The sequence below is a fragment of the Glutamicibacter soli genome (genome assembly GCF_052322135.1).
GTDB lineage: Bacteria > Actinomycetota > Actinomycetes > Actinomycetales > Micrococcaceae > Glutamicibacter > Glutamicibacter soli.
The window spans coordinates 2,100,841-2,125,001 of the sequence record NZ_CM125969.1; the positions used below are offsets into that span (position 1 = coordinate 2,100,841).

General features: G+C 64.6%; 22 protein-coding genes and 3 tRNA genes. 6 read left to right on the top strand and 19 right to left on the bottom strand.

What is annotated here, in order from left to right; genetic code table 11:
* Window positions 1-6: 6 nt before the first annotated feature.
* From ACTX90_RS09940 to ACTX90_RS09965, 6 genes are all read right to left on the bottom strand, one after another.
* Complete coding sequence (locus ACTX90_RS09940) at window positions 7-720, bottom strand: phosphoadenylyl-sulfate reductase (protein WP_120989321.1); 714 nt, start codon at window positions 718-720, stop codon at window positions 7-9.
* On the bottom strand, window positions 717-2,417 hold the full coding sequence (locus tag ACTX90_RS09945; protein ID WP_443442030.1) for a nitrite/sulfite reductase: 1,701 nt from the start codon (window positions 2,415-2,417) through the stop codon (window positions 717-719). The genes ACTX90_RS09940 and ACTX90_RS09945 overlap by 4 nt, the downstream gene beginning before the upstream one ends.
* Before the next feature lie 67 nt (window positions 2,418-2,484).
* Window positions 2,485-3,219, bottom strand: coding sequence for a sirohydrochlorin chelatase (locus ACTX90_RS09950; RefSeq protein ID WP_443442031.1), 735 nt, complete (start codon window positions 3,217-3,219; stop codon window positions 2,485-2,487).
* Window positions 3,220-3,248: 29 nt separating this feature from the next.
* A complete protein-coding gene (locus ACTX90_RS09955; protein WP_047119299.1) occupies window positions 3,249-4,016 on the bottom strand; it encodes an SDR family oxidoreductase in 768 nt (255 codons plus the stop codon).
* A gap of 56 nt (window positions 4,017-4,072) precedes the next feature.
* Window positions 4,073-4,663 carry a gamma-glutamylcyclotransferase family protein gene (locus ACTX90_RS09960; protein WP_113606365.1) on the bottom strand — a complete coding sequence of 197 codons (591 nt, stop codon included), beginning with the start codon at window positions 4,661-4,663 and terminating at the stop codon, window positions 4,073-4,075.
* Between the two features lie 58 nt (window positions 4,664-4,721).
* Window positions 4,722-5,231, bottom strand: coding sequence for a methyltransferase family protein (locus ACTX90_RS09965; RefSeq protein WP_113606366.1), 510 nt, complete (start codon window positions 5,229-5,231; stop codon window positions 4,722-4,724).
* A gap of 143 nt (window positions 5,232-5,374) precedes the next feature.
* Here ACTX90_RS09965 and valS point away from each other — a divergent pair, with 143 nt between their 5' ends.
* Window positions 5,375-7,993 (top strand): valine--tRNA ligase, encoded by a 2,619-nt coding sequence (valS, locus tag ACTX90_RS09970; RefSeq protein WP_443442032.1) that lies wholly within the window; start codon window positions 5,375-5,377, stop codon window positions 7,991-7,993.
* 70 nt (window positions 7,994-8,063) lie between these two features.
* On the opposite strand, the gene ACTX90_RS09975 is transcribed toward valS, so the two are convergent.
* The 11 genes from ACTX90_RS09975 to ACTX90_RS10025 form a co-directional block, all read right to left on the bottom strand.
* Window positions 8,064-9,029, bottom strand: a complete 966-nt coding sequence (locus ACTX90_RS09975) for a hypothetical protein (protein WP_443442033.1) — start codon at window positions 9,027-9,029, stop codon at window positions 8,064-8,066.
* A 164-nt stretch (window positions 9,030-9,193) separates the two neighbouring features.
* Window positions 9,194-9,802, bottom strand: a complete 609-nt coding sequence (locus tag ACTX90_RS09980; protein WP_443442034.1) for a mycothiol-dependent nitroreductase Rv2466c family protein — start codon at window positions 9,800-9,802, stop codon at window positions 9,194-9,196.
* A 59-nt stretch (window positions 9,803-9,861) separates the two neighbouring features.
* Window positions 9,862-11,154 carry an ATP-dependent Clp protease ATP-binding subunit ClpX gene (gene clpX / locus ACTX90_RS09985; protein WP_047119305.1) on the bottom strand — a complete coding sequence of 431 codons (1,293 nt, stop codon included), beginning with the start codon at window positions 11,152-11,154 and terminating at the stop codon, window positions 9,862-9,864.
* A 166-nt stretch (window positions 11,155-11,320) separates the two neighbouring features.
* The gene (locus tag ACTX90_RS09990; protein WP_047119306.1) at window positions 11,321-11,980 is read right to left on the bottom strand and encodes an ATP-dependent Clp protease proteolytic subunit; all 660 of its coding nucleotides are present in this window, start codon (window positions 11,978-11,980) and stop codon (window positions 11,321-11,323) included.
* Between the two features lie 50 nt (window positions 11,981-12,030).
* Window positions 12,031-12,624 (bottom strand): ATP-dependent Clp protease proteolytic subunit, encoded by a 594-nt coding sequence (locus tag ACTX90_RS09995; protein ID WP_047120760.1) that lies wholly within the window; start codon window positions 12,622-12,624, stop codon window positions 12,031-12,033.
* Between the two features lie 254 nt (window positions 12,625-12,878).
* Entirely contained in the window at window positions 12,879-14,222 is a 1,344-nt protein-coding gene (gene tig / locus ACTX90_RS10000; RefSeq protein WP_047119307.1) for a trigger factor, read from the bottom strand.
* A gap of 86 nt (window positions 14,223-14,308) precedes the next feature.
* Window positions 14,309-14,383 (bottom strand) — tRNA-Pro (locus ACTX90_RS10005).
* A 158-nt stretch (window positions 14,384-14,541) separates the two neighbouring features.
* Window positions 14,542-14,616 (bottom strand) — tRNA-Pro (locus tag ACTX90_RS10010).
* A 903-nt stretch (window positions 14,617-15,519) separates the two neighbouring features.
* A tRNA-Gly gene (locus ACTX90_RS10015) sits at window positions 15,520-15,593 on the bottom strand.
* Between the two features lie 185 nt (window positions 15,594-15,778).
* The gene (locus ACTX90_RS10020) at window positions 15,779-16,747 is read right to left on the bottom strand and encodes an Fpg/Nei family DNA glycosylase (protein WP_047119308.1); all 969 of its coding nucleotides are present in this window, start codon (window positions 16,745-16,747) and stop codon (window positions 15,779-15,781) included.
* A 2-nt stretch (window positions 16,748-16,749) separates the two neighbouring features.
* Window positions 16,750-17,223, bottom strand: coding sequence for a ribose-5-phosphate isomerase (locus ACTX90_RS10025; RefSeq protein WP_047119309.1), 474 nt, complete (start codon window positions 17,221-17,223; stop codon window positions 16,750-16,752).
* Window positions 17,224-17,508: 285 nt separating this feature from the next.
* Between ACTX90_RS10025 and pepN the strand changes: the two genes are divergently transcribed.
* From pepN to ACTX90_RS10040, 3 genes are all read left to right on the top strand, one after another.
* A complete protein-coding gene (gene pepN / locus ACTX90_RS10030) occupies window positions 17,509-20,055 on the top strand; it encodes an aminopeptidase N (protein ID WP_443442035.1) in 2,547 nt (848 codons plus the stop codon).
* An 82-nt stretch (window positions 20,056-20,137) separates the two neighbouring features.
* Window positions 20,138-20,635 (top strand): OsmC family protein, encoded by a 498-nt coding sequence (locus ACTX90_RS10035; RefSeq protein WP_443442036.1) that lies wholly within the window; start codon window positions 20,138-20,140, stop codon window positions 20,633-20,635.
* The gene (locus ACTX90_RS10040) at window positions 20,632-21,138 is read left to right on the top strand and encodes a globin (RefSeq protein WP_443442037.1); all 507 of its coding nucleotides are present in this window, start codon (window positions 20,632-20,634) and stop codon (window positions 21,136-21,138) included. Before ACTX90_RS10035 ends, ACTX90_RS10040 begins: the two co-directional genes overlap by 4 nt.
* Window positions 21,139-21,218: 80 nt before the next feature.
* Here the strand turns inward: ACTX90_RS10040 and ACTX90_RS10045 are convergent, their stop codons facing one another.
* The gene (locus ACTX90_RS10045) at window positions 21,219-21,878 is read right to left on the bottom strand and encodes a DUF8185 domain-containing protein (protein WP_113606371.1); all 660 of its coding nucleotides are present in this window, start codon (window positions 21,876-21,878) and stop codon (window positions 21,219-21,221) included.
* 174 nt (window positions 21,879-22,052) lie between these two features.
* Between ACTX90_RS10045 and ACTX90_RS10050 the strand changes: the two genes are divergently transcribed.
* The gene (locus tag ACTX90_RS10050) at window positions 22,053-22,940 is read left to right on the top strand and encodes an acyl-CoA thioesterase (RefSeq protein WP_425323552.1); all 888 of its coding nucleotides are present in this window, start codon (window positions 22,053-22,055) and stop codon (window positions 22,938-22,940) included.
* Window positions 22,941-22,961: 21 nt separating this feature from the next.
* Here the strand turns inward: ACTX90_RS10050 and soxR are convergent, their stop codons facing one another.
* Window positions 22,962-23,465 (bottom strand): redox-sensitive transcriptional activator SoxR, encoded by a 504-nt coding sequence (gene soxR, locus ACTX90_RS10055; RefSeq protein WP_244910781.1) that lies wholly within the window; start codon window positions 23,463-23,465, stop codon window positions 22,962-22,964.
* A gap of 138 nt (window positions 23,466-23,603) precedes the next feature.
* Between soxR and ACTX90_RS10060 the strand changes: the two genes are divergently transcribed.
* Window positions 23,604-24,107 (top strand): flavin reductase family protein, encoded by a 504-nt coding sequence (locus ACTX90_RS10060; RefSeq protein ID WP_053798280.1) that lies wholly within the window; start codon window positions 23,604-23,606, stop codon window positions 24,105-24,107.
* The last annotated feature ends 54 nt before the right edge of the window (window positions 24,108-24,161 follow it).

The window sequence follows — 24,161 nt, forward strand, 5'->3', positions numbered from 1 at the left end:
CAAAAGTTAGATGTGGATGCCGCATTCGGTTTTGGACAGGCCGGCCCAGCGTCCGGCGCGCGGGTCCTCTCCCTCGGCGACGGGCCGGGTGCAGGGCTCGCAGCCGATGGACGGGTAGCCGTGGGCCAGCAGCAGGTTCACCGGGACCTGGTGTTCGGTGGCGTAGCCGATCAGCTGATCGAAGCTCCAGGTCGCCACCGGGTTGAACTTGAGCAGCCCATGGGTTTCGTCGAAGGACACCAGCGGGGTGTTGCTGCGGGTGGGGGCCTCGTCGCGGCGGACCCCGGTGAACCAGGCGCCGTAGCCGGACAGGGCACGCTTTAGCGGGTCCATCTTGCGCAGCTTGCAGCAGGCGGCCGCGTCGCGGGCGAACAGGTCCTTGCCGTATTCTTCGTCCTGCTGCGCCACGGTGAGTTCGGGCAGCACGTCCACCACTCTGACCGGAAGCCTTTCGGCGACCTCGTCGCGGGTGATGCGTGTTTCGGTGAAGTGGTAGCCGGTGTCCAGGAAGAGCACGTCCACCCCGGGCAGCTGCCGGGCGACCAGGTGCGGCAGCACCGCGTCGGCCATGGAGCAGGCCACCGCGATCTCGGACACCTCCAGGTGGCGGGCGGCGAACTCGACCACCTGCGCGGCGCCGGCGTCCCAGCCCAGCTCCGTGGCTCCGAGCGCGGCGATGGCGCGCAGCTCGTCCTCGGTCTTCAGGGTTCGGGTGCTCATGACAGGTCCTCCTCGGCGGCCCGGTGCGCCCAGGCGGCGAAGGATTCGCCGTCTTCGGCCTGGGCGGAGTAGCTCTTCACCACGCGTTCGACGTAGTCGGGCAGCTCGTGGGCGGCGACCTTCAGGCCGCGCACGGTGCGGCCCAGGGTGGCTTCGCCGTTCTCGAACCCGGCCAGCGTGCCGCCCAGGTGCACCTGGAACCCGGAAACCTGTTCCCCGGCGTCGTTGGTGATCAGCTGGCCCTTGAAACCCAGGTCGGCGGTCTGCACCCGGGCGCAGGAGTTCGGGCAGCCGTTCACGTGCAGGGACAACGCCTTGGGCAGCTTGCCGTTGTGGTCGGCGAGCCGGGATTCGATCTCGCGCACCGCGTCGATGGTGGTGTTCTTGGTGTCCACGATGGCCAGCTTGCAGTATTCGATGCCGGTGCAGGCGATGGCCGAGCGGCGAAGCAGCCCCGGATAGGCTTCCAGGCCCAGCGCGCGGGCGCCGCCCACGAAGTCCTTGACCTGCTCCTCGGCGATGTCCAGGGCGATGACCTTCTGGTGCGGGGTGGTGCGCAGCCGGGTGGAGCCGTGGGCTTCGAGCAGGTCGGCCAGGGCGGTCAGCGTGGTGCCGGAGGAGCGTCCGGCTTCCGCGGTGAGCCCGATGAAGAACTTGCCGTCCTTCTGCGGGTGCACCCCCGAGTGGTCCCCGGCGGTGGCAGGCTGCGGGCCGGGTCCGATGTCCGGCAGCGCGTAGCCCAGGTATTCCTCCTCAAGGACCTTGCGGAACTTCTCGGTTCCCCAGTCGGCCAGCAGGAACTTCAGCCGGGCCCGGTTGCGCAGCCGGCGGTAGCCGTAGTCGCGGAAGATGGAGGTCACGCCCTCCCAGACGTCCGGGGCCTGCTCCTGGGTGACAAAGGCGCCCAGGCGTTCGCCCAGCCGCGGGTTGGAGGACAGTCCGCCGCCCACCCAGAGGTCGTAGCCCGGGCCCAGCTGCGGGTGCTCGATGCCGATCAGCGCGATGTCGTTGATTTCGTGCACGACGTCCTGGCTGGGGTGCCCGGAGATGGCGGTCTTGAACTTGCGCGGCAGATTCGCGAACTCCGGGTTGCCGATGTAGCGGCGGGAGATCTCGGCGATGACCGGGCTCGGGTCGATGATCTCCTCGGCGGCGATGCCCGCGACCGGGGAACCGAGGATGACGCGCGGCACGTCGCCGCAGGCCTCGGTGGTGTGCAGTCCGACGGATTCCAGCCGGCGCCAGATTTCCGGCACGTCCACCACGTCAACCCAGTGCAGCTGGATGTTCTGGCGGTCGGTGAAGTCTGCGGTGTCGCGGGCGAAGTCGGTGGAGATGCCCCCGATCACCCGCAGCTGCTGCGTGGTCAGCGCGCCGCCGTCGATGCGCACCCGCAGCATGAAGTAGCGGTCTTCGAGCTCTTCGGGGCTCAGCGTGGCGGTCTTTCCGCCCGGGATGCCCTGGGCGCGCTGGGTGTACAGGCCCCACCAGCGGAAGCGGCCGTGCAGGTCCTCGGGATCAATGGAATCGAAGCCCTGCACGGCGTAGATCTCTTCGATCCGCGCCCGGACGTTCAGGCCGTTGTCCGCGGCCTTCATTTCCTCGTTCGCGTTCAGCGGGGTGGTGCCGTCGATCTTCCATTGGCCATTGGGCTTGGCCGCCCGCTGGGGCCGGGCCGGTGTGGTTGTCTGCGTCATGTGATCCAGCGTAGAAAACCGCCCCCGGGCGCTGGCAACCGCCGGATGTCACATGAACACGCGAGGCCTAGAGAGGTCGAACTTCGTCATGCGGCGTCATGAAACCGGCGGTTTCAAGCGCAGATTTCAGTTGCACGAGGAAACATTCTGCGATCGTTACGTCCGGCAACAGCGGCCTTGTCACCACCGCGGCTCCCGTGCTAGCCAGCTTGTCCTGGAAGTAGCCGTCGGCCAGCAGGACGCTGAGCAGCAGCACCGGGCGGGTGCCCGCCTCGGCGACAGCCTGCAGGACGTTCGGCTGCGCCCCGGCGCAGTAGGCCACCTGGACTTCGCGCTCCAGCAGGTTCCCGAGCTGCCCGGCGAGCTCGACGACCTGCCGCTGGCCGACTTCCAGCCGCGTCCCGGCCGCGGCCAGGATTACCTGCGGGTTGTCATCCAGGTGACCCTGGGCGCGCTGCGCGAGCGCCCTGGCGAGCTGCGGCAGCGGGCCCAGCGGCTTAGCGGCGACGGTGTGCTCCCGGGAGGCGACGGCCTGGGCGACATCCTGCGTGGTGTGCACGCCGTCGGCCACCAGCAGCGGCAGCACCACGGCAGGCTCGCCGGCGGGCAGGCCGTCGAGGACCTCGGGCAGGGAAGGGCGCTGCACGTCCACATAGGCCTCGTGCCAGCGCAGCTCGGGCAGCCAGCCGGCGGCCAGCACTTCGAGCTGGCCGCGCAGGTGGTTGATCAGCCGCTGGCCGTCGGGGTTGTCGGTTCCGTGGGAGGCGGCCACCACGTGGATGACCTCGGGAGTGCTGCTCATGGTGGCTCCTTGCCAGAAACGGCGGGCTGCTAGTTGCCCGTGCGGATCAGCTTGTGGTTGGCGGCCTGGGCCTGCGGACGGATGACGATCTGGTCCAGGTTCACGTGGGCCGGGGCGCTGACCGCGTAGCGGATCACCTCGGCCACGTCGTCGGCGGTCAGCGGCTGTTCGACCCCTGCATAGACGTTGTCCGCTGCCTGCTGGTTGCCCAGCCGGCGCAGCGAGAATTCCTCGGTCTGCACTAGGCCGGGAAGCACCTCGATGACGCGGATGCCGTGCTCCACCTCCTCCAGGCGCAGGGCCTGGGTCATGGCGCTCTGCGCGGCCTTGGCCGCGTTGTAGCCGCTGCCGCCTTCATAGCTGGCCAGGGCTGCGGTGGAGGTCAGGTTCAGGACGGTGCCGTGCACCTTGCGCAGCGAGGGCAGCAGGGCGCGGGTCAGCCGCATGGTTCCCATGACATTTGACTGCAGCATGAACTCCCAGTCCTCGTCCACCGCGTCGGCCCAGTAGTCGGTGCCGCGGGCGCCGCCGGCCACGTTGATCAGGGTGTCAGCTCCCCCGTGCTCGGCCACGGCCAGAGCCAGCGAGTCGACGTCGGTCTGGTTGCTGACGTCTGCGGGAATGGCGATGGCGCCGGTTTCCTGGGCGAGCGCTTCCAGGCGTTCCGCGCGGCGGGCCACGGCGAAGACTGTCCATCCCTGCGCACGCAGTGCGCGGACGGTGGCCTGCCCGATGCCGGAGGATGCCCCGGTGACGACGGCCGAACGGTTGGACGAGGTGTTTTCCCAAATAGTCATGGGTTTAGTTTAGAACTTCGCGCCGAACCCGAGGTAAGCCGTGAATTTTTCTTTCCTCAGCCGGCCAGCGGCCGGGCGGCGAGTTCCTGGGCAGGATCGGCGAAACGGTAGCCGCCCTGGTACTCGTTGACCGTTGCGGGTTTCGTCATGGCATGGAACTGGGCCAGGAAGTCCTCCCCGCGGCTGAGCACGGCTGTTTCGACCAGGGATCGGTAGCTGTAGGGACGATAGCTGGCCACCTGCGGGGTGTCCCGGCGGAATTCGTGGCGGCCCTGGAAGGCGAGGACCTTGGCACCGGGTGCCAGGGCCGGCTGGATCCGGGCGCCGACCTCGACGGCGTCGTATTGCGCCTCGCGGCGGCTGAGCATCTCCAGTTCCCCTTCGGTGACCGGGATCAGCACGCCGTTGACTGTCGCATCGGGCTGCGGGCTGATGTCCAGGAATTGGCCGTTGCAGGCGTGGCCGTCGTCGAAGACGATGGGCACCCTGATTTCCCAGTCGCGCGCGAAGCCGTGCAGCAGTGCCAGCGGCATGTGCTGCTGCTGGATCTCGCGCCGGAGCGTGCGTGAAACCGAAGCGGATGAGACAAGCGATCCGTAGCCGAAGATGAACAGTTCGTGCCCAGACAGGCCGGTGAAAGGTGCCATACCCACATCATATGATCCGCGGACACCCGAATCACGCGACTTGCGGCCGGTACGGGATTCAGCCGGCGGTGCGCAACCGGTCGCGGCTGGCCAGCCAGATGAGGGTGGAAGGCAGCTGGATCCAGCGCGGGACGCGGTTCGTGTAGTCCGCATAGGCCTGGCCGAAGGTGGCCTGCAACGCTTCCTCCTCGGCGGGGATCTGCAAGCGGTCCAGCCAGAGTGCCAGGCCCAGCGCCGGTAGCAGTGCACGCGCCGAACCACGCCACAGCGCATGGGCTGTCACCGCGCCCACCATACCCAGATACATCGGGTTGCGGCTGATGGAATTCGCGCCGGAGACGACCAGCGTGCTGCTCTTCTCGGGATGCAGGGGGTTGATGGAGGTCTTGGCGGCGCCGAACCCGAGATCCGCCCACACCGAAATGCCAGCGCTGGCGGCCAGCAGCACCCCGGCGGCCGTGGTGGACACCGGGCCGCCACGGCGTCGACCGGCCAACCGGCGCTGGGCCGCGAGGGCGGCGGCAACAACGACCGGCGGCGGAATCACGGGGGCGCGATGCTCGCTCATGGAACCGATGGTACGCCGTGCGCGCGGCGCTGCCTATGGGCATGCAGGCAAGCTTGTCGGTTCCCGCCCCTCGCCCGTCCGACGTGGGGCAAACCATGGACACGGATGAGCGCGGCCCGGATAAAACGTGAAAGAATGAAGCCATGGCAGAAGAAAACTTGGGCACAGACACGCCCGCAACGGTTTCCGTTCCTGACAAGCCGGCTTTGGAAGGCTTGGAAGAACGTCTCTCGTCCCGGTGGCGCACCGAGGGCACCTATCACTTCAACGAGGACACGACCCGCGAGGCCGTCTACTCCATCGACACTCCCCCGCCGACCGCGTCCGGTTCGCTGCACGTAGGACACATGTTCTCCTACACGCAGACCGACGTGCTGGCCCGCTACCAGCGCATGAACGGCAAGAACGTGTTCTACCCGATGGGTTGGGACGACAACGGCTTGCCGACCGAGCGCCGCGTGCAGAACTACTTCGGCGTCCGCTGCGACCCGACCAAGCCGTACATCGAGGGCTACCGCCCGCCGGAGAAGCCGGCGAGGAACCAGCGCGACTGGGATGTCATCGGCCGCAAGAACTTCATCGAGATCTGCGAAGAGCTGGCCGTCGAGGACGAGAAGGTCTTCGAGCAGCTGTTCACCACCCTGGGCCTGTCCGTTGACTGGCGCATGACCTACCGCACCATCGATGACAACTCGCGTGCGGTGTCGCAGCGCGGCTTCCTGGAGAACCTGGCCAAGGGCGACGCCTACATGGCCGAGGCCCCGACCCTGTGGGACGTCACCTTCCGCACCGCAGTGGCCCAGGCCGAGCTCGAGGACCGCGAGATGTCCGGCGCCTACTACCGCTACGGGTTCACCACCGAGTCCGGCGAGCAGGTCTTCATCGAGACCACCCGCCCCGAGCTGCTGGCGGCCTGCGCCGGCCTGGTCGCGCACCCTGATGACGAGCGCTACCAGCACCTGTTCGGCAAGACCGTCACCTCTCCGCTGTTCGGCGTTCCGGTCACCGTCTACCCGCACCCGCTGGCCCAGGCCGACAAGGGTTCGGGCATCGCGATGGTCTGCACCTTCGGCGACTTGACCGACGTGACCTGGTGGCGCGAGCTGCAGCTGCCGACCCGCCCGATCATCGGCCGCGACGGCCGCATCCTGGCCGACACCCCGGAATGGATCACCTCCGAGGCAGGCAAGGAAACCTACGCCAAGATCGCCGGCAAGACCTCGTTCTCCGCCAAGGAGGCCATGGTCGAGCTGCTGACCGAGGCGGGCCTGCTGGACGGCGAGCCGAAGAAGATCTCCCGCCCGGTGAACTTCTTCGAAAAGGGCGACAAGCCCCTGGAAATCGTCACCTCGCGCCAGTGGTACATCCGCAACGGCGGCCGCGACGAGGACCGCCGCGCCCGCATGATCGAGCGCGGCCAGCAGATCGACTTCCACCCGTCCTTCATGCGCTCGCGCTACGAGAACTGGGTTTCCGGCCTGAACGGCGACTGGCTGGTCTCCCGCCAGCGCTTCTTCGGCGTGCCGGTGCCGGTCTGGTACCCGGTCGACGAGCACGGCGAGCCGAACTACGACGCCCCGATCCTGCCCGAGGTCTCGCAGCTGCCGGTCGACCCGGCCGCCGACGCCCCGGCAGGCTACACCGAGGCGCAGCGCGGTCAGGCCAATGGCTTCATCGGCGACGCCGACGTGCTCGACACCTGGGCCACCAGCTCGCTGACCCCGCAGATTGTCGGCCGCTGGGGCCGCGACGACGAGTTCTTCTCGAAGGTCTACCCGTTCGACCTGCGCCCGCAGGGCCACGACATCATCCGCACCTGGCTGTTCTCCACCGCGGTCCGTGCCGATGCGCTGCACGGCGACATCCCGTGGAAGCACGCCGCGATCTCCGGCTGGATCCTGGATCCGGACCGCAAGAAGATGTCCAAGTCCAAGGGCAACGTGGTGGTCCCGAACGACGTGCTGGACAAGTTCGGCGCGGACGCCGTCCGCTACTGGGCCGCCAGCGCGAAGCTCGGCGCGGACACCGCGTATGAGATCAACCAGATGAAGATCGGCCGCCGCCTGGCCATCAAGATCCTGAACGCGTCGAAGTTCGTGCTGAACCTGGGCGCCACCGAGGCCAACGTGCTGACCGATGACGCCTCCGTGGTCATCAACGGCCTGGACCACTCGCTGCTGACCCGCCTGTCGACGGTGATCGGCGACGCCCAGCGTGCGTTCGAGAACTACGACTACGCCCGTGCCCTGGACATCACCGAGTCCTTCTTCTGGTCGTTCACCGACGACTACGTGGAACTGGTCAAGGACCGCGCCTACGGCGGACACGGCGAAGCGCAGCAGGCCAGCGTGCTGGCCACCTTGGCCACCACCTTGGATTCGGTGCTGCGTTTGTTCGCCCCGTTCCTGCCGTTCGCGACCGAAGAGGTCTGGGGCTGGTGGCGTGCCGGTTCGGTGCACCAGGCCCAGTGGCCGACCACCGGCCACCTGGCCGCGGCGATTGCCGATGCGGACGCAGAGGTGCTGCCGCTGGTGGGCACCGCCCTGTCAGGCATCCGCAAGGCCAAGTCGGACGCGAAGGTCAAGCAGCGCACCGAGGTGCTCTCCGGCGAGGTGCATGCTCCGGCTGCACAGATCGCTCAGCTGCGCGCAGGCTTCGAGGACCTGAAGTCCGCGGCCAACGCCCGCGAGCTGACCCTCGTGGAGGCCGACGGTGAACTGACCGTCGCCAACGTCGAGTTGGCGCCGGTCGAAGAAGCCTAGGCTCCGTAAGAATAAACGGCGGGCCGCCAGGAATTTTTCCCTGGCGGCCCGCCGTTTGTTTTGCCTGCTGCTACTGTCCGGCCAGGGTCCGGCTGACTTGCTCCCGCTGCGTCCCCTGCCGCCGGCGCAGGATCGTGGAGATCGGCCAGGAGGACGCGCCCAGGATTCCCGCAACCACTGCAACTGTGGTCACGGCGCCGGTCAGCGACCCGGTGGCCTGGTGGTAGATCAGGTCGGCGACCGCGGGGTCGAGATTCGAGAACAGGTGCTCCCCCGTGTAGTCGGCAATCAGGGTCGCCATGGCCAGGGCGCTGACTCCGGTCACCAGCCCCAGGCCGATCAGCGCGCGGGTCACGTAGCGCGGATTCAGGATGACCGCGGCGATAAGCAAGCCCGCCGAAACGTAGACCAGCCAGGGCCCGTAGGTTTCGATGAGCGTATAGGCCCGCTGCACGGCCGGCAACGCGTCGCTTTGGATGATCTGCACATCCCACTCGAGATTCGTCACCGCGCCGAGCCCCGGGATGCCCAGGTTCGTCAGCGAGGACACTACTTCGCCGAGCACGTCGCTGAGCTGGAAGGTCAGGGCGCCCGCGTCGTCAAGGGCCACGGAGGCGCTGTTGCCGGAGAGGATCGCCACGGTTTTCGCATGGCTTGCGCGCAGGGTGGATTCCCACAACGAGGCGAACTGATTGGATTGCACCAGGTTGTGCACGGCGCCGCCGACGATGCCGTCCACCTTTTCGGCGATCTGGCCACTGGGCACCAGCTTCGAGATGAACCCGTCGCCGGTCAGCGAATCAATGCGTTCTTCAAGCTGCAGCTGGTTGGAAATCGCTTGGGAGATCTGTCCGGAGACATTCTCCTGCAGCTGCGGATTCTTGCCCAGCGGCGCCAGAGTCTGGGTGAAGCCGTCGGTGTTGGTCACGTACTTGGTCGCCCACAAGCCGGCGATTGAGATCGGCGCGAGCACCAGGCCGATGATCAAGACTACGCTCGCGGCGACGGATCGCCAGCGGAAAATTGTTTCAGGCACGGTTTGTCCTTCCTGGAGCCGGCCAAAATCGGCCCTGGCTACACCACCTTAGCAATCCTCCGTGTTTTCGCGTCGGGCATTGCCTGTGTGATCGGTATGGATCGGACGGGTTAAATGCTTCAGGGACGTTCCGTAGCGGAACGTCCCTGAAGCAGCTGCATAAATTAGTCGAACACCGGGCTTTCGGTGCGCGAGCGCTTGAGTTCGAAGAAGTACGGGAAGGCGGCCAACTGGGCGGCCGCGTCGAACATCTTGCCGGCTTCTTCGCCCTTCGGAACCCGGGTGATGACAGGTCCGAAGAAGGCAACCCCGTCGACGGCGACGATCGGGGTTCCAACGTCCTGGCCGACCTTGCTGATGCCGACTTCATGGCTGGCGCGCAGCGCGTCGTCGTTCTGATCGGTGTGGGCTGCTGCAGCGAGCTCGGCCGGCAGGCCGGTCTGCTGCAGTGCCTTCGCAATGACTTCGTCGCGGTCGGTCAGGTTCTCGTAGTGGAAGAGCTCGCCCATGGCGGTGTAGAGCTGGTCCTTGACCTGGTCGCCGTGCTCCTGCGCGGCCTTCATGATGACCCGGACCGGGCCCCACGAGTCGTCCATCTTCGCGCGGTAGTCGGCAGGCAGGTCGCGTCCTTCGTTCAGCACCGAGAGACTCATGACATTCCAGGAAACCTCGATGTCGCGGACCTTTTCGACTTCCTTGATCCAGCGGCTCGTCGCCCAGGCGAACGGGCAGATTGGGTCAAACCAGAAATCGACATGCTGACGCGAAGCCATGAACTACCAACTTTCCTAGGGTGAACTGCCGGAACCCGGCAGGCTGATGATGGGCTGAACTATGCGGACTTCTTGTTGCGCTTGGCCACCACTGCGTGCGACAGCAGGGTTGGTTCGGCGCCGTCCATGACGGTTTCGCGGGTCACAACGACCTCGGCGACGTCCTCGCGGCTCGGCAGGTCGAACATGATCCCGGCCAGGGTTTCTTCCAGGATGGCGCGCAGGCCGCGCGCTCCGGTCTCGCGTTCGATGGCCAGTTCCGCGATGGCGTCGAGTGCCGGCTGTTCGAAGCTCAGCTGCACCCCGTCCATCTGGAACATCTTCTGGTACTGCTTGACCAGTGCGTTCTTCGGCTCGGTCAGCACGCGCACCAGCGCATCGCGGTCGAGGTGCTCGACGGTGGTGATGACCGGCAGGCGGCCGATAAACTCCGGAATCAGGCCGAATTTCAGCAGGTCTTCCGGCCGCACGTCGGAGTACGAGGCCACCTCGGACTTCAGCGCGGTCAACGGGGCGCCGAAGCCGATGCCCTTGCGACCTGCTCGCGAGGAGATGATCTCTTCCAGGCCCGCGAAGGCGCCGGCGACGATGAACAGGATGTTGGTGGTGTCCAGCTGCAGGAAATCCTGGTGCGGATGCTTGCGCCCGCCCTGCGGCGGTACCGCTGCGACCGTGCCTTCGAGGATCTTCAGCAGGGCCTGCTGCACGCCCTCGCCCGAGACGTCGCGGGTAATCGACGGGTTCTCGCTCTTGCGGGAGATCTTGTCGATTTCGTCGATGTAGATGATGCCGGTTTCGGCCTTCTTGACGTCGTAGTCCGCGGCCTGGATGAGCTTGAGCAGGATGTTCTCGACGTCTTCGCCCACATATCCGGCCTCGGTCAGGCTGGTGGCGTCGGCGACGGCGAACGGCACGTTAAGCTTCTTGGCCAGCGACTGGGCGAGGTAGGTCTTGCCGCAACCGGTAGGGCCGATGAGCATGATGTTGGACTTCGAGACCTCGACGTCGCCCAGCGGGTCGTCGTTGGTCAGGGCGGCTACCGGAGCAGGCTCCTGGTTGCCATGGATCCGCTTGTAGTGGTTGTATACGGCGACGGAGAGGGCGCGCTTGGCATTCTCCTGGCCGATCACGTATTCCTGCAGCGAATCGAAGATCTCACGCGGCTTGGGCAGGGAGAATTCCTCATTGACTTGCTCTTCGGCAAATTCTTCGGCAATGATCTCATTGCACAACTCAATGCACTCGGTGCAGATGTAGACGCCGTGCCCGGCAATCAGCTTCTTAACCTGCTTTTGACTCTTTCCGCAGAAAGAGCACTTCAACAGGTCCGAGCCCTCGCTCATACGTCCCATCGCACCATTCTCCCATTTGCCTTCAGTAGCTTTGGACTTACTTAATTCTAGGCTAGGTAGTCCCCGAAATAGCTGAACAAGGCGGCTTACCTGTCATGAGTCATTTTCGAGTGAAAGCCACATTTCAGGTAAACCGCCAGTATTCAACAATTATTCCCGGCTCGGACTAGTGCCCCAGCATCGCGCGGTTGATCTTGCGCGGGGTCAGGACCTCGTCCACGATGCCGTAGGCCTTCGCTTCTTCTGCCGTCATGAACAGGTCGCGCTCCACATCGTCGCGGACCTTCTCCACGGTCTGGCCCGAGTGCGATGCGATGGTGGTCTCCAGCCAGGAGCGCATGCGCATGACTTCTTCGGCCTGGATCTGCAGGTCGGTCGCGGTGCCGCGCTCCCCGCCGCCCATGGCAGGCTGGTGGATCAGCACGCGGGCGTTCGGCAGGGCCAGGCGCTTGCCCGGGGTGCCGGCGGCCAGCAGCACGGCCGCGGCCGAGGCGGCCTGGCCGAGGCAGACGGTCTGCACCTCTGGGCGGATGAACTGGATGGTGTCGTAGATCGCGGTCATCGCGGTGAACGAACCGCCCGGGGAGTTGATGTACAGGGTGACATCGCGCTCCGGGTCCATCGATTCCAGGACGAGCAGCTGGGCCATCACGTCATCCGCGGAGGCGTCGTCGACCTGGGCGCCGAGGAAGATGATGCGGTCTTCGAACAGCTTGGCGTACGGGTCCTGGCGCTTGAAGCCGTATGGGGTACGCTCTTCGAACTGCGGCAGGATGTAGCGGGCCGAAGGCATCTGGCCGCTGGTGGCTTCAGGATTGAAGTGCATGGTGTTCTCCTAGGACAAGTCTGTGTGATTCAAGCAAGTGGGTGCGGCGCTTAGGATTCGACTCCGCCGCCACCGGTGACGGAACCGGCGTGCTTGGCGATCTTGTCGAAGAAGCCGTAGGCCAGCCCGTCCTCGGCGGTGAACCACTTGTCGCGCTGGTTGTCGATGAGGATCTGCTCCACGGTCTGGCCGGTCTGCTCGGCGGTCAGCTCGCTCATGACCTTCTTCATGTGCATGATCAGCTCAGCCTGGATCTTGATGTCCGAGGCAGTGCCGCCGATGCCGCCCGATGGCTGGTGCATCAGGATGCGGGCGTTCGGGGTGGCGAAGCGCTTGCCCGGGGTGCCGGAGGACAGCAGGAACTGGCCCATGGAGGCCGCCAGGCCGGTGGCCACGGTCACCACGTCGTTCGGGATGTACTGCATGGTGTCGTAGATCGCCATGCCCGCGGTGATGGAGCCGCCTGGCGAGTTGATGTACAGGTAGATGTCCTTCTCAGGGTCCTCCGCCGAGAGCAGCAGCAGCTGCGAGCAGATGGCGTTCGCATTGTCGTCGCGGACCTCGGAGCCCAGCCAGATGATGCGCTCCTTGAGGAGGCGGTTGTAAATGTAATCCTCACGGCCTGCCGGGTCAACGGTGGCCATGGTGGGAGTGCGCGAATCATTTGACATGTTCTCTACCTCTTCCAAACGTGTAGATCAGATTCTGGGATCCAAAGTCCGAATCCCAAAGCTGCAACTGGTTTACTTGCAGATTACTTACTTCAAGTCCTCGATGGGGCGATTCATGCCCCTGTTTCGCTCACGGCGCATGCTGCACGCCTGAAGCGAACAAAAATGGCCGTCAACCAGCGTGTTTGCACATGCTGGCCGACGGCCATCAATGATTTGGGTGAAGACTACTTGGCTTCGGTTGCCTCGGACTCGGCCTCAGCCTCTGCTGCTTCGTCCTCGCCAGCTGGCTTCACGAAGGAGCTCAGATCCACAGCTGCACCGTTCGAGTCGGTGACCGTTGCGTACTCCAGGACCTTTGCCAGTGCCTTGCGGCGGCGAACCTCGCCCAGCAGCATTGGAACCTGGCCTGCGCCGTCCAGCATCTGAGCGAACTGGTTCGGCTCCATGCCGTACTGGCCTGCGGTCTGCACGATGTAGTCGATCAGCTCGGACTGCTCCACGCCAACCTCTTCGGCGTTGGCAACTGCGTCCAGGATGATTTCGTTCTTGAAGGCACGCTCGGTGTTCTCGCGAACTTCCGCACGGTGCTCTTCGGTGTCGTGGTCGTCCTCGGCGTTCGGCTGGTCGAAGTGCTGCTCGATCTGCTCGTTGATAACCGACTCAGGCACCGGAACCTCAACCAGTTCCAGCAGCTTGTCCAGGACCAGCTCGCGGGCCTCAACGCCCTGCTCGACGATCTTGCCTTCGGCGGCGGACTTGCTCAGGTCCTCGCGCAACTCGGCGATGGTGTCGAACTCGGAAGCCAGCTGTGCGAAATCATCGTTGGCTTCTGGCAGTTCGCGCTGCTTCACAGCGGTCACGACAACCTTGACGGTGGCAGGCTTGCCGGCGTACTCGCCGCCAGCCAGCTCGGTCTCGAAGGTTGCGTCTTCGCCAGCGGACAGGCCGGTGATGGCCTCGTCCATGCCCTCGAGCATGTTGCCCGAGCCGATCTGGTAGGACAGGCCCTGAGCCGAGTCGACCTCTTCGCCCTCGACCGAAGCGGTCAGGTCGATGGTGACGAAGGAATCGGCAGCTGCTGGAGCCTCGACGTCCTTCAGGGTGCCGAAGCGGCCGCGCAGGTCGTCAAGAGCCTTCTCGATGTCCTCGTCGGAAACTTCCTTGGCCTCAACGGAAACCTCGATGCCCTTGTAGTCAGGCAGCTCGACAGTCGGGCGGATGTCAACTTCCAGGGTGAAGACCAGCTGGCCTTCGCCTTCCTTCTCGATCGAAGGCAGCTCGGTGATGTCGACCTCTGGGCGCGACAGCGGGGTGAGCTCGTTCTCGACCATGGCGGCCTGGTAGTACTCGTTCAGACCCTCGTTCACCGCGGTCTCGATGACGTAGCCCCGGCCAACGCGCTGATCGATCAGGCGGGAAGGAACCTTGCCCTTGCGGAAGCCTGGGATCTGGATCTGCTGAGCGATAGTCTTGTACGCCTCATCGACGCGGGGCTTCAGCTCTGCGTAAGGAACTTCAACGGTCAGCTTAACCCGGGTCGGGTTGACGTTTTCGACGGCGCTCTTCACAGCGTTGTACTCCTGAGTTGTAATAATTAGGTCTAATCTGCAAAAAACCCCGCAACATGGTGGCGTTGCGGGGTTGTTCGACAGAGTCGGGGTGACAGGATTCGAACCTGCGACCTCACGCTCCCAAAGCGCGCGCTCTAGCCAAGCTGAGCTACACCCCGATTAGCAGTGATCAGTCTAACCGACGTTTTCCTGTATCCACTAATCGTTTGTGATGCAGTTCGGGTCTATTTCACTAGCATCCGAAGATCACAAGATCTAAATAATATTTAGCTCTCAAGTTTCATGTACATCCAGACCGGAATCCTTAGTTCATGAGTCGGGGTGACAGGATTCGAACCTGCGACCTCACGCTCCCAAAGCGCGCGCTCTAGCCAAGCTGAGCTACACCCCGTTGAATTCTTGTGAAAATCGCTTCTCACTTGAACCAACTCTTTGTGAATTCAGGTTTGGATTTGTTTATCCGCGCCTGACCACAAGAAATAAAGATACACGGGTTCGGGGTAAATGCAAAATCAGGATCCCTCTCCCAGCACCGCCGGGAAACCGCGTGTTTCCGGGGAATTTCCGAGAATTACCTTCGATTTTGACGCATATTCCACCCCGACGTGAGTTGAGTAACAGGAGATTTATTATTCGCGAGCCCCGGGAGGGCGACACCATAAGCCGTAGCCATCGACGCATCAACGGGCGAAAAGACGCGGAATTCTCGACGCTAAAACTTCCCGTCGGGGCGTAGGGGCTGGAAACAACGGGAACCAGCGCAGGAAAGTTGACCGGCACACCTCAGCGGCTGGGGCCGTTCCCGGCGCCAGCGGCTCCGCGAACATCGGGTCTTCCCGCATTCAGGCAAGCCTTCCCCCTTGAACCCAACAGGCGGCAGCCCAAGCGCCAGCCACCGCCGCGGACTCTCCCATGACGCCCTGCGGCCACTGGGTCCGCGTTCCGGTGCAGTTCACTGCCAGCGGACCAGGCAGCATGCATCTTGCAGTGCCGTACTTCTCGTGGCATGACATCGTGCTGCTCGCGGAATCGGATTTCTGGGCACGCGACCCTGGCATCATCATCGCCCTCGGCCAGATTTTGCGGGCGACGCAGGTTTTCTCGATGCCAGGCAAGATCGAAGTCCCCTTGCCGGTCAGGCCGAATCAATGCGCGTGGGTTCCAGCGCAGAAATCCGATGCCCTACCGCGAAAGTCCTGGGAAGGCAGATGGCCAGCGATTCGGATTCCAGCGAGGGCCAGCAACGGGCGACACTTACCGGATAAACGAAAACCCCGCCGGAGCGGGGTTTCTCTGGAGGGGATGACGAGAATCGAACTCGCGTCATTAGTTTGGAAGACTAAGGCTTTACCATTAAGCTACATCCCCATTTCGAAGCTACTTCGCTTCGAACAAGTTCTAGTCTAGACCATAAAACTTGGGCATTGCAAATCGGGAAACCAGTCTCCGACTTGGGTGCATTCGCCTAGCACGGAGCGCCACCCAGAAAAGACAGTACACGCCGGGAATTTGAATTTAAAAGAATAAATCCGAATTCCCGGCGCAGCGCATGCTTATTTACCGGCGCGCTTGCGCGGCAGGCGCTGGCATTTGGGGCACCAGTACAGTTTCCTGGCGGCGACCTCAGCGAGGGAGATCGTCGCGGTGCATTTCCTGCATCCCATCCCTTGGCGCTGGTAAACGTAGTAGGCATTATCCGGCCAGAGAAGTCCTTCGGAATCACGGTCTTCGGGGCGGGTCGTGATGATCTTCCCGTCGCGCACGCCGTCCTCCATCGTCGCCACGATGTCGTTCCACAGTTTCTTGGCGGCCCGGGTCGAAAGCTCGTTGGCCGGAAGATCGGGAGAAATCCGGTTGCGGAACAGCGTTTCCGCGCGGTAGATATTTCCGACGCCGCTGATGAGGTTTTGGTTCATCAGCACGATGCCGATCGGCGACTTGGTGCGCAACAGGTTCGCGCGGAACAGCGTGTAGGACTCATCCAGCCGTGCGTCCGCCTCGGCGGCATCCGCCTGGCCCTTGGCCGCCCGGAACCTGACGGCGGCACCGACCAACGGGTCCGGCCCCAATTTGGCCAACTGGGCCTGCACCTGTTCGTGGTCCAGCACCTCGCAGGCTGTTGGGCCGCGCAAGTCCGCCCAGCCGTGCTCGGACACGATGCGTGCGCGCACGGCGCCCACGGGAGCCGGCGGACCGGAGTACTCCCCCGCGTCCTGCGGCGAAGCGGTTTCGCGTTCACCGATCTTCCGCGGGGCGCCGATGGATGACGCGCCGGTGAAGTAGCTGTCTCCACCGAAGCTGAAGGCTCCGTAGAGACCCAGGTGCACCCGCAGGTACAGGTCGTTGGAGAAATGGCAGAACAGCTGCTTGCCCTTGGCGAACGCGTATTCAAGTTCGCACCCGTCGATGCGCTGCGCGTCGACGGCGAAGCGGCCCTGCGGGGAAGAAACGTGGACCGTCTGGCCGCCGAATACGTCGTCGAATTGGCGGGCCAGACGGTGAAGGGAGTGTCCTTCGGGCACGGCTAGTCGATGACCTCGCCGGTGGTTTCATAGGTCGCGATCTTGCCGATGCGGCGAACGTGGCGCTCGGCTTCGCTGAACGGCTCGGCCAGGAATGCCTCGATCAGTTCGGCGGCTTCCTCCACAGTGTGCTGGCGGCCGCCCACGGCGATCACGTTGGCGTCGTTGTGCTCGCGGGCCAGCTTGGCGGTGTCCAGGTTCCAGGCCAGTGCGGCGCGGATGCCCTCGACCTTGTTGGCGGCGATCTGCTCGCCGTTGCCCGAACCGCCCAGTACGATGCCCAGCGCTTCGACGCCGGCACGCTGGTCGGCGACCACTGCCTTGGCCGCGTTGATGCAGAAGGCCGGGTAGTCGTCTTCCGCGTCATAGGCCTTCGGTCCATGGTTGACCATCTCGTAGCCCTTGGCGGTCAGGTGCTTGACCAGGTAGTCGCTGAGTTCAAGACCGGCATGGTCGGTGGCGATATGCACGCGCATCGTGTGGAGCCTCATTCATTGTGGACGGTTGTTGCTGTCTTTTCTAGCTTAGCGACCAACACGCGCGCCGCAGGCATTGCGTCGCGCTCCGGGTAATTGTGTGAAGTCACCGCCCGATTCGGGGAACTAAGAATGGTGACGCCGAAAAAACACGCGAAATATACGGATTCCCCCGGCCCGGGGGTTGCGGAGGGGCGGGTGGCGGGTGACACAATAGGCATAGATATTCAATATCCATTTCAGAACTTCGGGTGAGGTGATGCCTCACGAGAAATTGGAGCCCCCATGCCAGGAATGAACCTCACGCGCGCCGAGGCCGCCGAACGCGCCAGCGTGATCAACGTCGAGTCCTATGAGGTGAATCTCGACCTGACCCGCGGCGAGCGCGTGTTCACCTCGCAGACCACCGTGCGATTCACCGCGACCCCGGGAGCCGCGAGCTTCATCGACGCCGTGACCGACACCGTGCGTTCGGTGAACCTGAACGGCGTCGAGCTGGACCCGGCCGAGGTGGCCGACGGCATCCGCATCCAGTTGCCGAATCTGGCCGCTGAGAACGTCCTGGTGATCGACGCGGATGCGTTGTACATGAACACCGGCGAAGGCCTGCACCGCTTCGTGGACCCGGTGGATCAGGAGGTCTACCTCTACACCCAGTTCGAGGTCGCCGACTGCCGCCGCATGTTCGCCGTTTTCGAGCAGCCGGATTTGAAGGCCACCTTCCAGTTCTCGGTGACCGCGCCGAAGTACTGGAACGTCGTCTCCAACGCCCCGACCCCGCAACCGGTTGAGAAGGGCGAGGCCGCAACCTGGGACTTCGCGCCGACCCAGCGCATCTCCTGCTACATCACCGCGCTGATCGCCGGCCCCTACCAGGTGGCCCGCGACTCGCTGGTCTCCTCCAGCGGCCGCACCGTGGAACTCGGCGTGTTCGCCCGCGCTTCGCTGATGGAGTACCTGGATGTCGCGAACATCGTGACCATCACCCGCCAGGGCTTCGAATTCTACGAGAAGAACTTCGGTACCCCGTACCCGTTCGAAAAGTACGACCAGCTGTTCGTGCCTGAGTTCAACGCCGGAGCGATGGAGAACGCGGGCGCGGTGACCTTCCTGGAAGAGTACGTCTTCCGCTCCCGGCCCACCGGCGCCATGGTTGAACGCCGCGCCATCACCATCCTGCACGAGCTGGCCCACATGTGGTTCGGCGACCTGGTCACCATGAAATGGTGGAACGACCTGTGGCTCAATGAATCCTTCGCCGAGTTCATGTCCACGCTGGCCGCCGCGCAGAACACCGAGTTCACCAGCGCCTGGACCACCTTCAACACACTGGAGAAGAACTGGGCCTACCGCCAGGACCAGCTGCCCTCCACCCACCCGATCGTGGCCCCGATCAACGACCTGGAAGACGTCGAGGTCAACTTCGACGGCATCACCTACGCCAAGGGCGCCTCGGTGCTCCGCCAGCTGGTGGCCTTCGTGGGCCAGGAGGAGTTCATGGCCGGCGTGCGCGAGTACTTTGCGAAGCATGCCTGGGGCAATACCGAGCTGCCCGACCTGCTGCGCGAGCTGGAAGCGGCCAGCGGCCGCGACCTGAGCCACTGGGGCGGATCCTGGCTGGAGACCGCCGGCGTGAACACCTTGACCGCCCAGATCTCCGAGGATGAGAACGGCGTGATCACCGACTTCGCCATCCACCAGAGCGCCGCCGCGGACTACCCGACCCTGCGCCAGCACCGCCTGGCCGTGGGCTTCTACTCGCTGGACGCCGGGGGCAAGTTGCAGCGTGTGCACCGCGAGGAGCTGGACATCGACGGCGAGCTCACCGAGGTGCCGGCGCTGGTCGGCCTGGCGCGCCCGGATCTGGTGCTGCTGAACGACGACGACCTGACCTACACCAAGATCCGCCTGGACGAGCGTTCGCTGGCCACCGCGACCGAGCACCTGAAGGACTTCGCGCAGTCGCTGCCGCGCACGCTGGTTTGGTCCGCCGCCTGGGATGCGGTCCGCGAAGCGGAGTCCCCGGCCCGCACCTACGTCCAGCTGCTGCTGAACAACATCGGCCACGAGGTCGATTCGACGGTGATCATGGTGCTGCTGCGCCAGCTGAACACCTCGCTGGATTCCTTCGTGGCCGCAGAGCACAGCCAGGAGCTCGGCATCCACGCCGCCGACCGGCTGTGGGAGCTGGCCACCGAGGCCGAAGCCGGATCCGACGCGCAGCTGCAGTTCGCCAAGGCCTTCGCCCACCGCTCGCGCACCGCCGCGCAGCTGGATACGGTGCAGGCGCTGTTCGACGGCTCCACCGCGCTCGACGGGCTAGCCGTCGATACCGATCTGCGCTGGGCGCTGGCCATCGCGCTGTCCGCCGGCGGCCGCATGGACGACGCGGGGCTGGACGCGGTGCTCGCCGCCGACGACACCGCCAAGGGCAAGGCCTCCTGGCACACCGCCCGCGCCGCGCGCCCCACTGCGGAAGCCAAGGCCGCCGCGTTCGCGGCCGCAACCAGCGGGGATTTGTCCAACGACCAGCAGAGCGCGGTCATCGCAGGCTTCAACACCACCCACGACTCCGAGCTGATTTCCGGATATGCGCAGCAGTACTTCGACCTGCTGGTCACCACGTGGGAGTCTTTCTCCCATGAAATGGCCAAGCAGATCGTGCTGGGCTTCTACCCCGGCTCGAACGTCTCCGAGCAGACGCTGGCGCAGACCGACAGCTTCCTGGCCTCGCTCGGCCAGAAGCACCCGGCCATGCGCCGACTGCTGGTGGAGTCCAAGGCAGACGTGGAGCGCGCCTTGGCCGCCCGCGCCGCTGACGCGCAGGCCTAGCCCATAACGATCCCGTGGTGTGCCACGCGCCGTGTGCGTGAAGGCACACCACGTTTCGTTTAAAGGGTGGGAGAATGGGGTCATGGACCTCTCGCAGCACCGATACCAGGTGAGCATCGACTGGACCGGCAACCGCGGGTCCGGCACCGAGGGATACCGCAGCTACGGCCGGGACCACATCGTCCTGGCGCCGGGCCTGCCCGATCTTCCCGGGACCGCCGACCCCACTTTCCATGGCGACAAGGACCGGTGGAATCCCGAGCAGCTGCTGCTGGCGGCGCTGACCCAATGCCACATGCTCTCCTACCTGCATGTGGCGGTGACCCACGGCGTCGTGGTCACCGGCTACAGCGACCAGTCAACCGGCACCCTACGCCTGAACCGCGACAACAGCGGAGAATTCACCCAGGTGGTGCTGCATCCCCGCGTGGAACTCGCCGACGAGTCCCAGCGGGAACTGGCCGACTCGCTGCACCACGAGGCCAACAAGGTTTGTTTTATCGCGCGGTCCGTGAATTTCCCGGTCCTGCACGAGCCAGTCACCTTCCAACCGACAGATACCCGAGGACTTAGCCAATGAGCGAACCACAGTTCCTTCCGCAGGTCGCCCGACGCGACCCCATGAGCAACCCATTGGTGATGGGGAAATCCTCGCAGGAATTCCTCGACCTGGCGCAGGAGCCGGTGGATATCTCGCAGTACGCAGGAACCTTCTACGAGGAAGTCGGCGGCCGACCGGTTTTCGCCCAGCTGACCAAGAACTTCTACGCCTCCGTGGCCGAGGACGAGGACTTCCGCCGGATGTACCCCGAGCAAGACCTGCACCCGGCCCAGGTGCGCCTGCAGTTGTTCCTGGAGCAGTACTGGGGCGGCCCCACGACCTTCTCCGAGCATCGAGGCCACCCGCGCCTGCGCATGCGCCACCACAACTACCCGATCAACTCGCACTACCGCGACGTCTGGCTGGGGCACATGAACAAGGCCATCGACCAGCTCGCGCTTCCGATGCTCCAGGCCGAGACGCTGCGCGACTACTTCGAGCGCGCCGCGCACTCGCTGCAGAACACCCCGGACACCATGTAGCCTGCCGCAGAGAGCGAATGGGCTGGAACTCCCCCGAAGGAGTTCCAGCCCATGGTTCGCTTAACGCCCCGCGCTGCCGCCTAGCCCAGCAGCGAGGACCTGCGCAGCACCACGTGCCCGCGGCCGTTGCTGATCCGCACCCAGCTCCCGTTGCGGAAGACCCGGCTTTCGCTTCCCGGTGCCAGGAATCCCAGGGCCTGCATCGCGAAGGCTGCCCCCATGGGAAGCTCGTGCTCGGCACCGGCAATCGGCGATGACCAGATCCGCTGGCGGATCTGGGCGACCACTGGCTTTCCGGGATTCTCGGGAAGGGCCTTGGCCACGGCATCGATACCCGTTTGGGCCGCGCTGCGCAGCACGTCGTCGGCGATGGCGCCGCTATCGATCCATCCCGAAACCGGTACCGAGATCCCGGCCCAGCGGGGGTTCTCCTGCACCGGAGGAAGTGAGAACTCGACGGAGCCGTCCGTCATGCGGGCCAGGCGGTCCTGCATCGAAGCCAGGGAGTAGCTGCGCGTCAGCTCCGCCGGCTGGGCCAACCGGTGCACCCGCATGGCGAGGATCGTGTATTCGCCCTGGCCCAGGTCTGCGGGAACCAGTACCGGGACGTAGACTGCCAGCGCGGCACCCCGGGCCATGAGCAGCGCCGCATCGTCTTCCACAGTTTTGGCGCGGCTGATGAAGTTCGCCAGATCCGCCACGGAGGTATTGTCGTCAAAAACTAATGCGCTGCTTGCCATGCATTCATGGTCTCACGACTCACGTTCGGCAAATCCCAGCTTCCGCTAATGGCGTCATGAACTGCCATGAAACGTATAGTTGGACGATGAGACTGTGGATGGAAGACGTCATGTTACTTTGCGGTACACGGCGTTGCCCTTCCTCCGCATTATGTACCTGAAGGAGTCGAGATCGTGTCCGAAGAACTAGGCACAACACAAATGCTGCTGGATCTGCTCAATCTGGATGGCGATGACCATGCGCGAACCGACGAGGACATCTTCGTCGGACATACGCCGTCGCACACCTTGGGGCGCGTCTTCGGCGGCCAGGTGCTGGCGCAGTCCGTCGTCGCGGCAACGCGCACGGTCGAACCCAGCCGCGCTGTGCATTCGCTTCACGGCTATTTCCTGCGCCCCGGGGACCCCACCCAGAACATCACCTTCGGCGTCCAGCGCCTGCGCGACGGACGCTCGTTCTCGGCACGGCGTGTGCACGCCTACCAGAACGGCGAGCCGATCCTGTCGATGATCACCTCGTTCCAGGAACCGGCCCAGGGCATCGAGCACTACGATCCGCTGCCGATCTCGGCCCCGGACCCCGAGACGCTGCCGACCACGGCCGAGCTGATCGGGCACATCGACCACCCGGTGGCCCGCGAGTGGGCCTACCAGAGGCCGTTCGACGTCCGGCATGTCACCGACGCCATCTACCTTCCGCACAAGTTCGAGAAGTCCCCCGAGGCCGTCGTCTGGCTGCGCACCACCGCCAAGCTGCCCGACGACCCGGCGCTGCATCGCGCCGCCTTGGCCTACGCCAGCGACTACATGCTGCTGGAACCGGTGCTCCGCGCCCACGGCAAGACTTGGGTCCACCCGGGCTTGAGCGTCGCAAGCCTGGACCATGCAATGTGGTGGCACCGGGATTTCCGCGCCGATGAATGGCTGCTGTACGTCTTGCATTCGCCGTCGGCCTCATCGGCCCGCGGGCTGGGGACCGGGCAGTTCTTCAACCGAGAGGGAACGCTCGTGGCGACGGTGGCTCAGGAAGGAATGGTCAGGCTGCCGGAGGACTCGCTGTAGCGAGCCCAGCGGCGGGCCGGGTCAGGTTGGGCGCAAGTCCTCGTCGTCGGCGGCTTCCAGGCGGCGCGCGCCCGAGCCTTCCTGGGCCAGCGCGTCGTCCGGGTTCAGCAACGTGCAGGCCTGCATTGAGAGGCAGCCGCAGCCGATGCAGCCCATCAAGCGGTCTTCGAGTTCCTCGATGGCCCTTCGGCGTGCTTCCAGGACCCGTTTCCATTCGGCTGTCGCCCGCAGCCAGTCGGCTTCGGAGGGCATGGTGCTCATCGGCACCGGTTCAAGCGCACGTTTGATGTCACTCAACGGAATACCCAGCTTGCTGCCAACGGTGATCAGCGAGATACGCCGCAACATGTGCCGCGGATACCGGCGCTGGTTGCCCGCCGACCGAAGCGACGCAATGAGTCCCACGTCTTCGTAATAGTGCAGGGCCGAACGGGCGACCCCGGTTCGCTCGCTCACCGAGCCGATGCTCAGCAGTTCCTGCCCGGGCATCTCGCGAGGCAGCTCTTCGCCGCTCATTGTGTCCATGATCACCACACCTCCGCTTGACCTCAAGTTTACTTGAAGTCTTAGTGTGGGGCGTATAGATGGTTTAGATTCAGGGCCAGCATCGGCTCTGACCAACACTGGACTGCCCCATACAGCCCAGCAGAAGGATCAGTGAATATGTCGACTTTGTCTGATGATTTCCGTACCGCATTCCGTCATCACCCCGCCGGCGTCGCGCTCATCACCGCAACGGTCGACGGCATTCCCTACGGCCTGACGGTGTCATCGCTGGCCTCGCTGTCCATTGAACCCGTCGCTGTGTCCTTTTCCCTGACCAAGGAGTCCGGAGCCGCAGGAGCGGTCTTGTCCGCATCGAGCTTCATGATCCACCTGCTGGGCGAAGACCATCACGAACTGGCAACGAACTTTGCCAAGCCGGGAGCTCCCCGCTTCACCGAGGAACAGGGATTCCAGTTCCTGCCCACCGGTGAACCGTATTTCCCGCATGCTCCGGTGGCGCTTCGCGCGAGCCTCCACTCCTCGATCAGCATCGGCGGTTCCCGGCTGATCGCCGCCGAGGTCCACGAGATCCTGCACGGCACCCACCAGCAGCACCTGCTCCACCAAGACCGCCAGTACCTCCGGCTGTCCGGGCTCATGGCCGCCTCGCCAAACACCTAGGCGCTCACAGGAGCCCGCGCCGGGGTACGAAAAAAGCCGCCACTTTCGTGGCGG

Excerpts from the sequence above, each read along its gene's own strand:
- ACTX90_RS09980 (WP_443442034.1), bottom strand. The coding sequence starts at position 9,802 with ATGGCTTCGCGTCAGCATGTCGATTTCTGGTTTGACCCAATCTGCCCG.
- ACTX90_RS09955 (WP_047119299.1), bottom strand. The coding sequence starts at position 4,016 with ATGACTATTTGGGAAAACACCTCGTCCAACCGTTCGGCCGTCGTCACC.
- ACTX90_RS10045 (WP_113606371.1), bottom strand. The coding sequence starts at position 21,878 with ATGGCAAGCAGCGCATTAGTTTTTGACGACAATACCTCCGTGGCGGAT.
- ACTX90_RS09990 (WP_047119306.1), bottom strand. The coding sequence starts at position 11,980 with ATGCACTTCAATCCTGAAGCCACCAGCGGCCAGATGCCTTCGGCCCGC.
- ACTX90_RS10060 (WP_053798280.1), top strand. The coding sequence starts at position 23,604 with ATGTCGACTTTGTCTGATGATTTCCGTACCGCATTCCGTCATCACCCC.
- ACTX90_RS10035 (WP_443442036.1), top strand. The coding sequence starts at position 20,138 with ATGGACCTCTCGCAGCACCGATACCAGGTGAGCATCGACTGGACCGGC.
- ACTX90_RS09960 (WP_113606365.1), bottom strand. The coding sequence starts at position 4,663 with ATGGCACCTTTCACCGGCCTGTCTGGGCACGAACTGTTCATCTTCGGC.
- clpX (WP_047119305.1), bottom strand. The coding sequence starts at position 11,154 with ATGGGACGTATGAGCGAGGGCTCGGACCTGTTGAAGTGCTCTTTCTGC.
- ACTX90_RS09995 (WP_047120760.1), bottom strand. The coding sequence starts at position 12,624 with ATGGCCACCGTTGACCCGGCAGGCCGTGAGGATTACATTTACAACCGC.
- ACTX90_RS10040 (WP_443442037.1), top strand. The coding sequence starts at position 20,632 with ATGAGCGAACCACAGTTCCTTCCGCAGGTCGCCCGACGCGACCCCATG.
- ACTX90_RS09950 (WP_443442031.1), bottom strand. The coding sequence starts at position 3,219 with ATGAGCAGCACTCCCGAGGTCATCCACGTGGTGGCCGCCTCCCACGGA.
- valS (WP_443442032.1), top strand. The coding sequence starts at position 5,375 with ATGGCAGAAGAAAACTTGGGCACAGACACGCCCGCAACGGTTTCCGTT.
- ACTX90_RS09965 (WP_113606366.1), bottom strand. The coding sequence starts at position 5,231 with ATGAGCGAGCATCGCGCCCCCGTGATTCCGCCGCCGGTCGTTGTTGCC.
- soxR (WP_244910781.1), bottom strand. The coding sequence starts at position 23,465 with ATGGACACAATGAGCGGCGAAGAGCTGCCTCGCGAGATGCCCGGGCAG.
- pepN (WP_443442035.1), top strand. The coding sequence starts at position 17,509 with ATGCCAGGAATGAACCTCACGCGCGCCGAGGCCGCCGAACGCGCCAGC.
- ACTX90_RS09945 (WP_443442030.1), bottom strand. The coding sequence starts at position 2,417 with ATGACGCAGACAACCACACCGGCCCGGCCCCAGCGGGCGGCCAAGCCC.
- ACTX90_RS09940 (WP_120989321.1), bottom strand. The coding sequence starts at position 720 with ATGAGCACCCGAACCCTGAAGACCGAGGACGAGCTGCGCGCCATCGCC.
- ACTX90_RS10025 (WP_047119309.1), bottom strand. The coding sequence starts at position 17,223 with ATGCGCGTGCATATCGCCACCGACCATGCCGGTCTTGAACTCAGCGAC.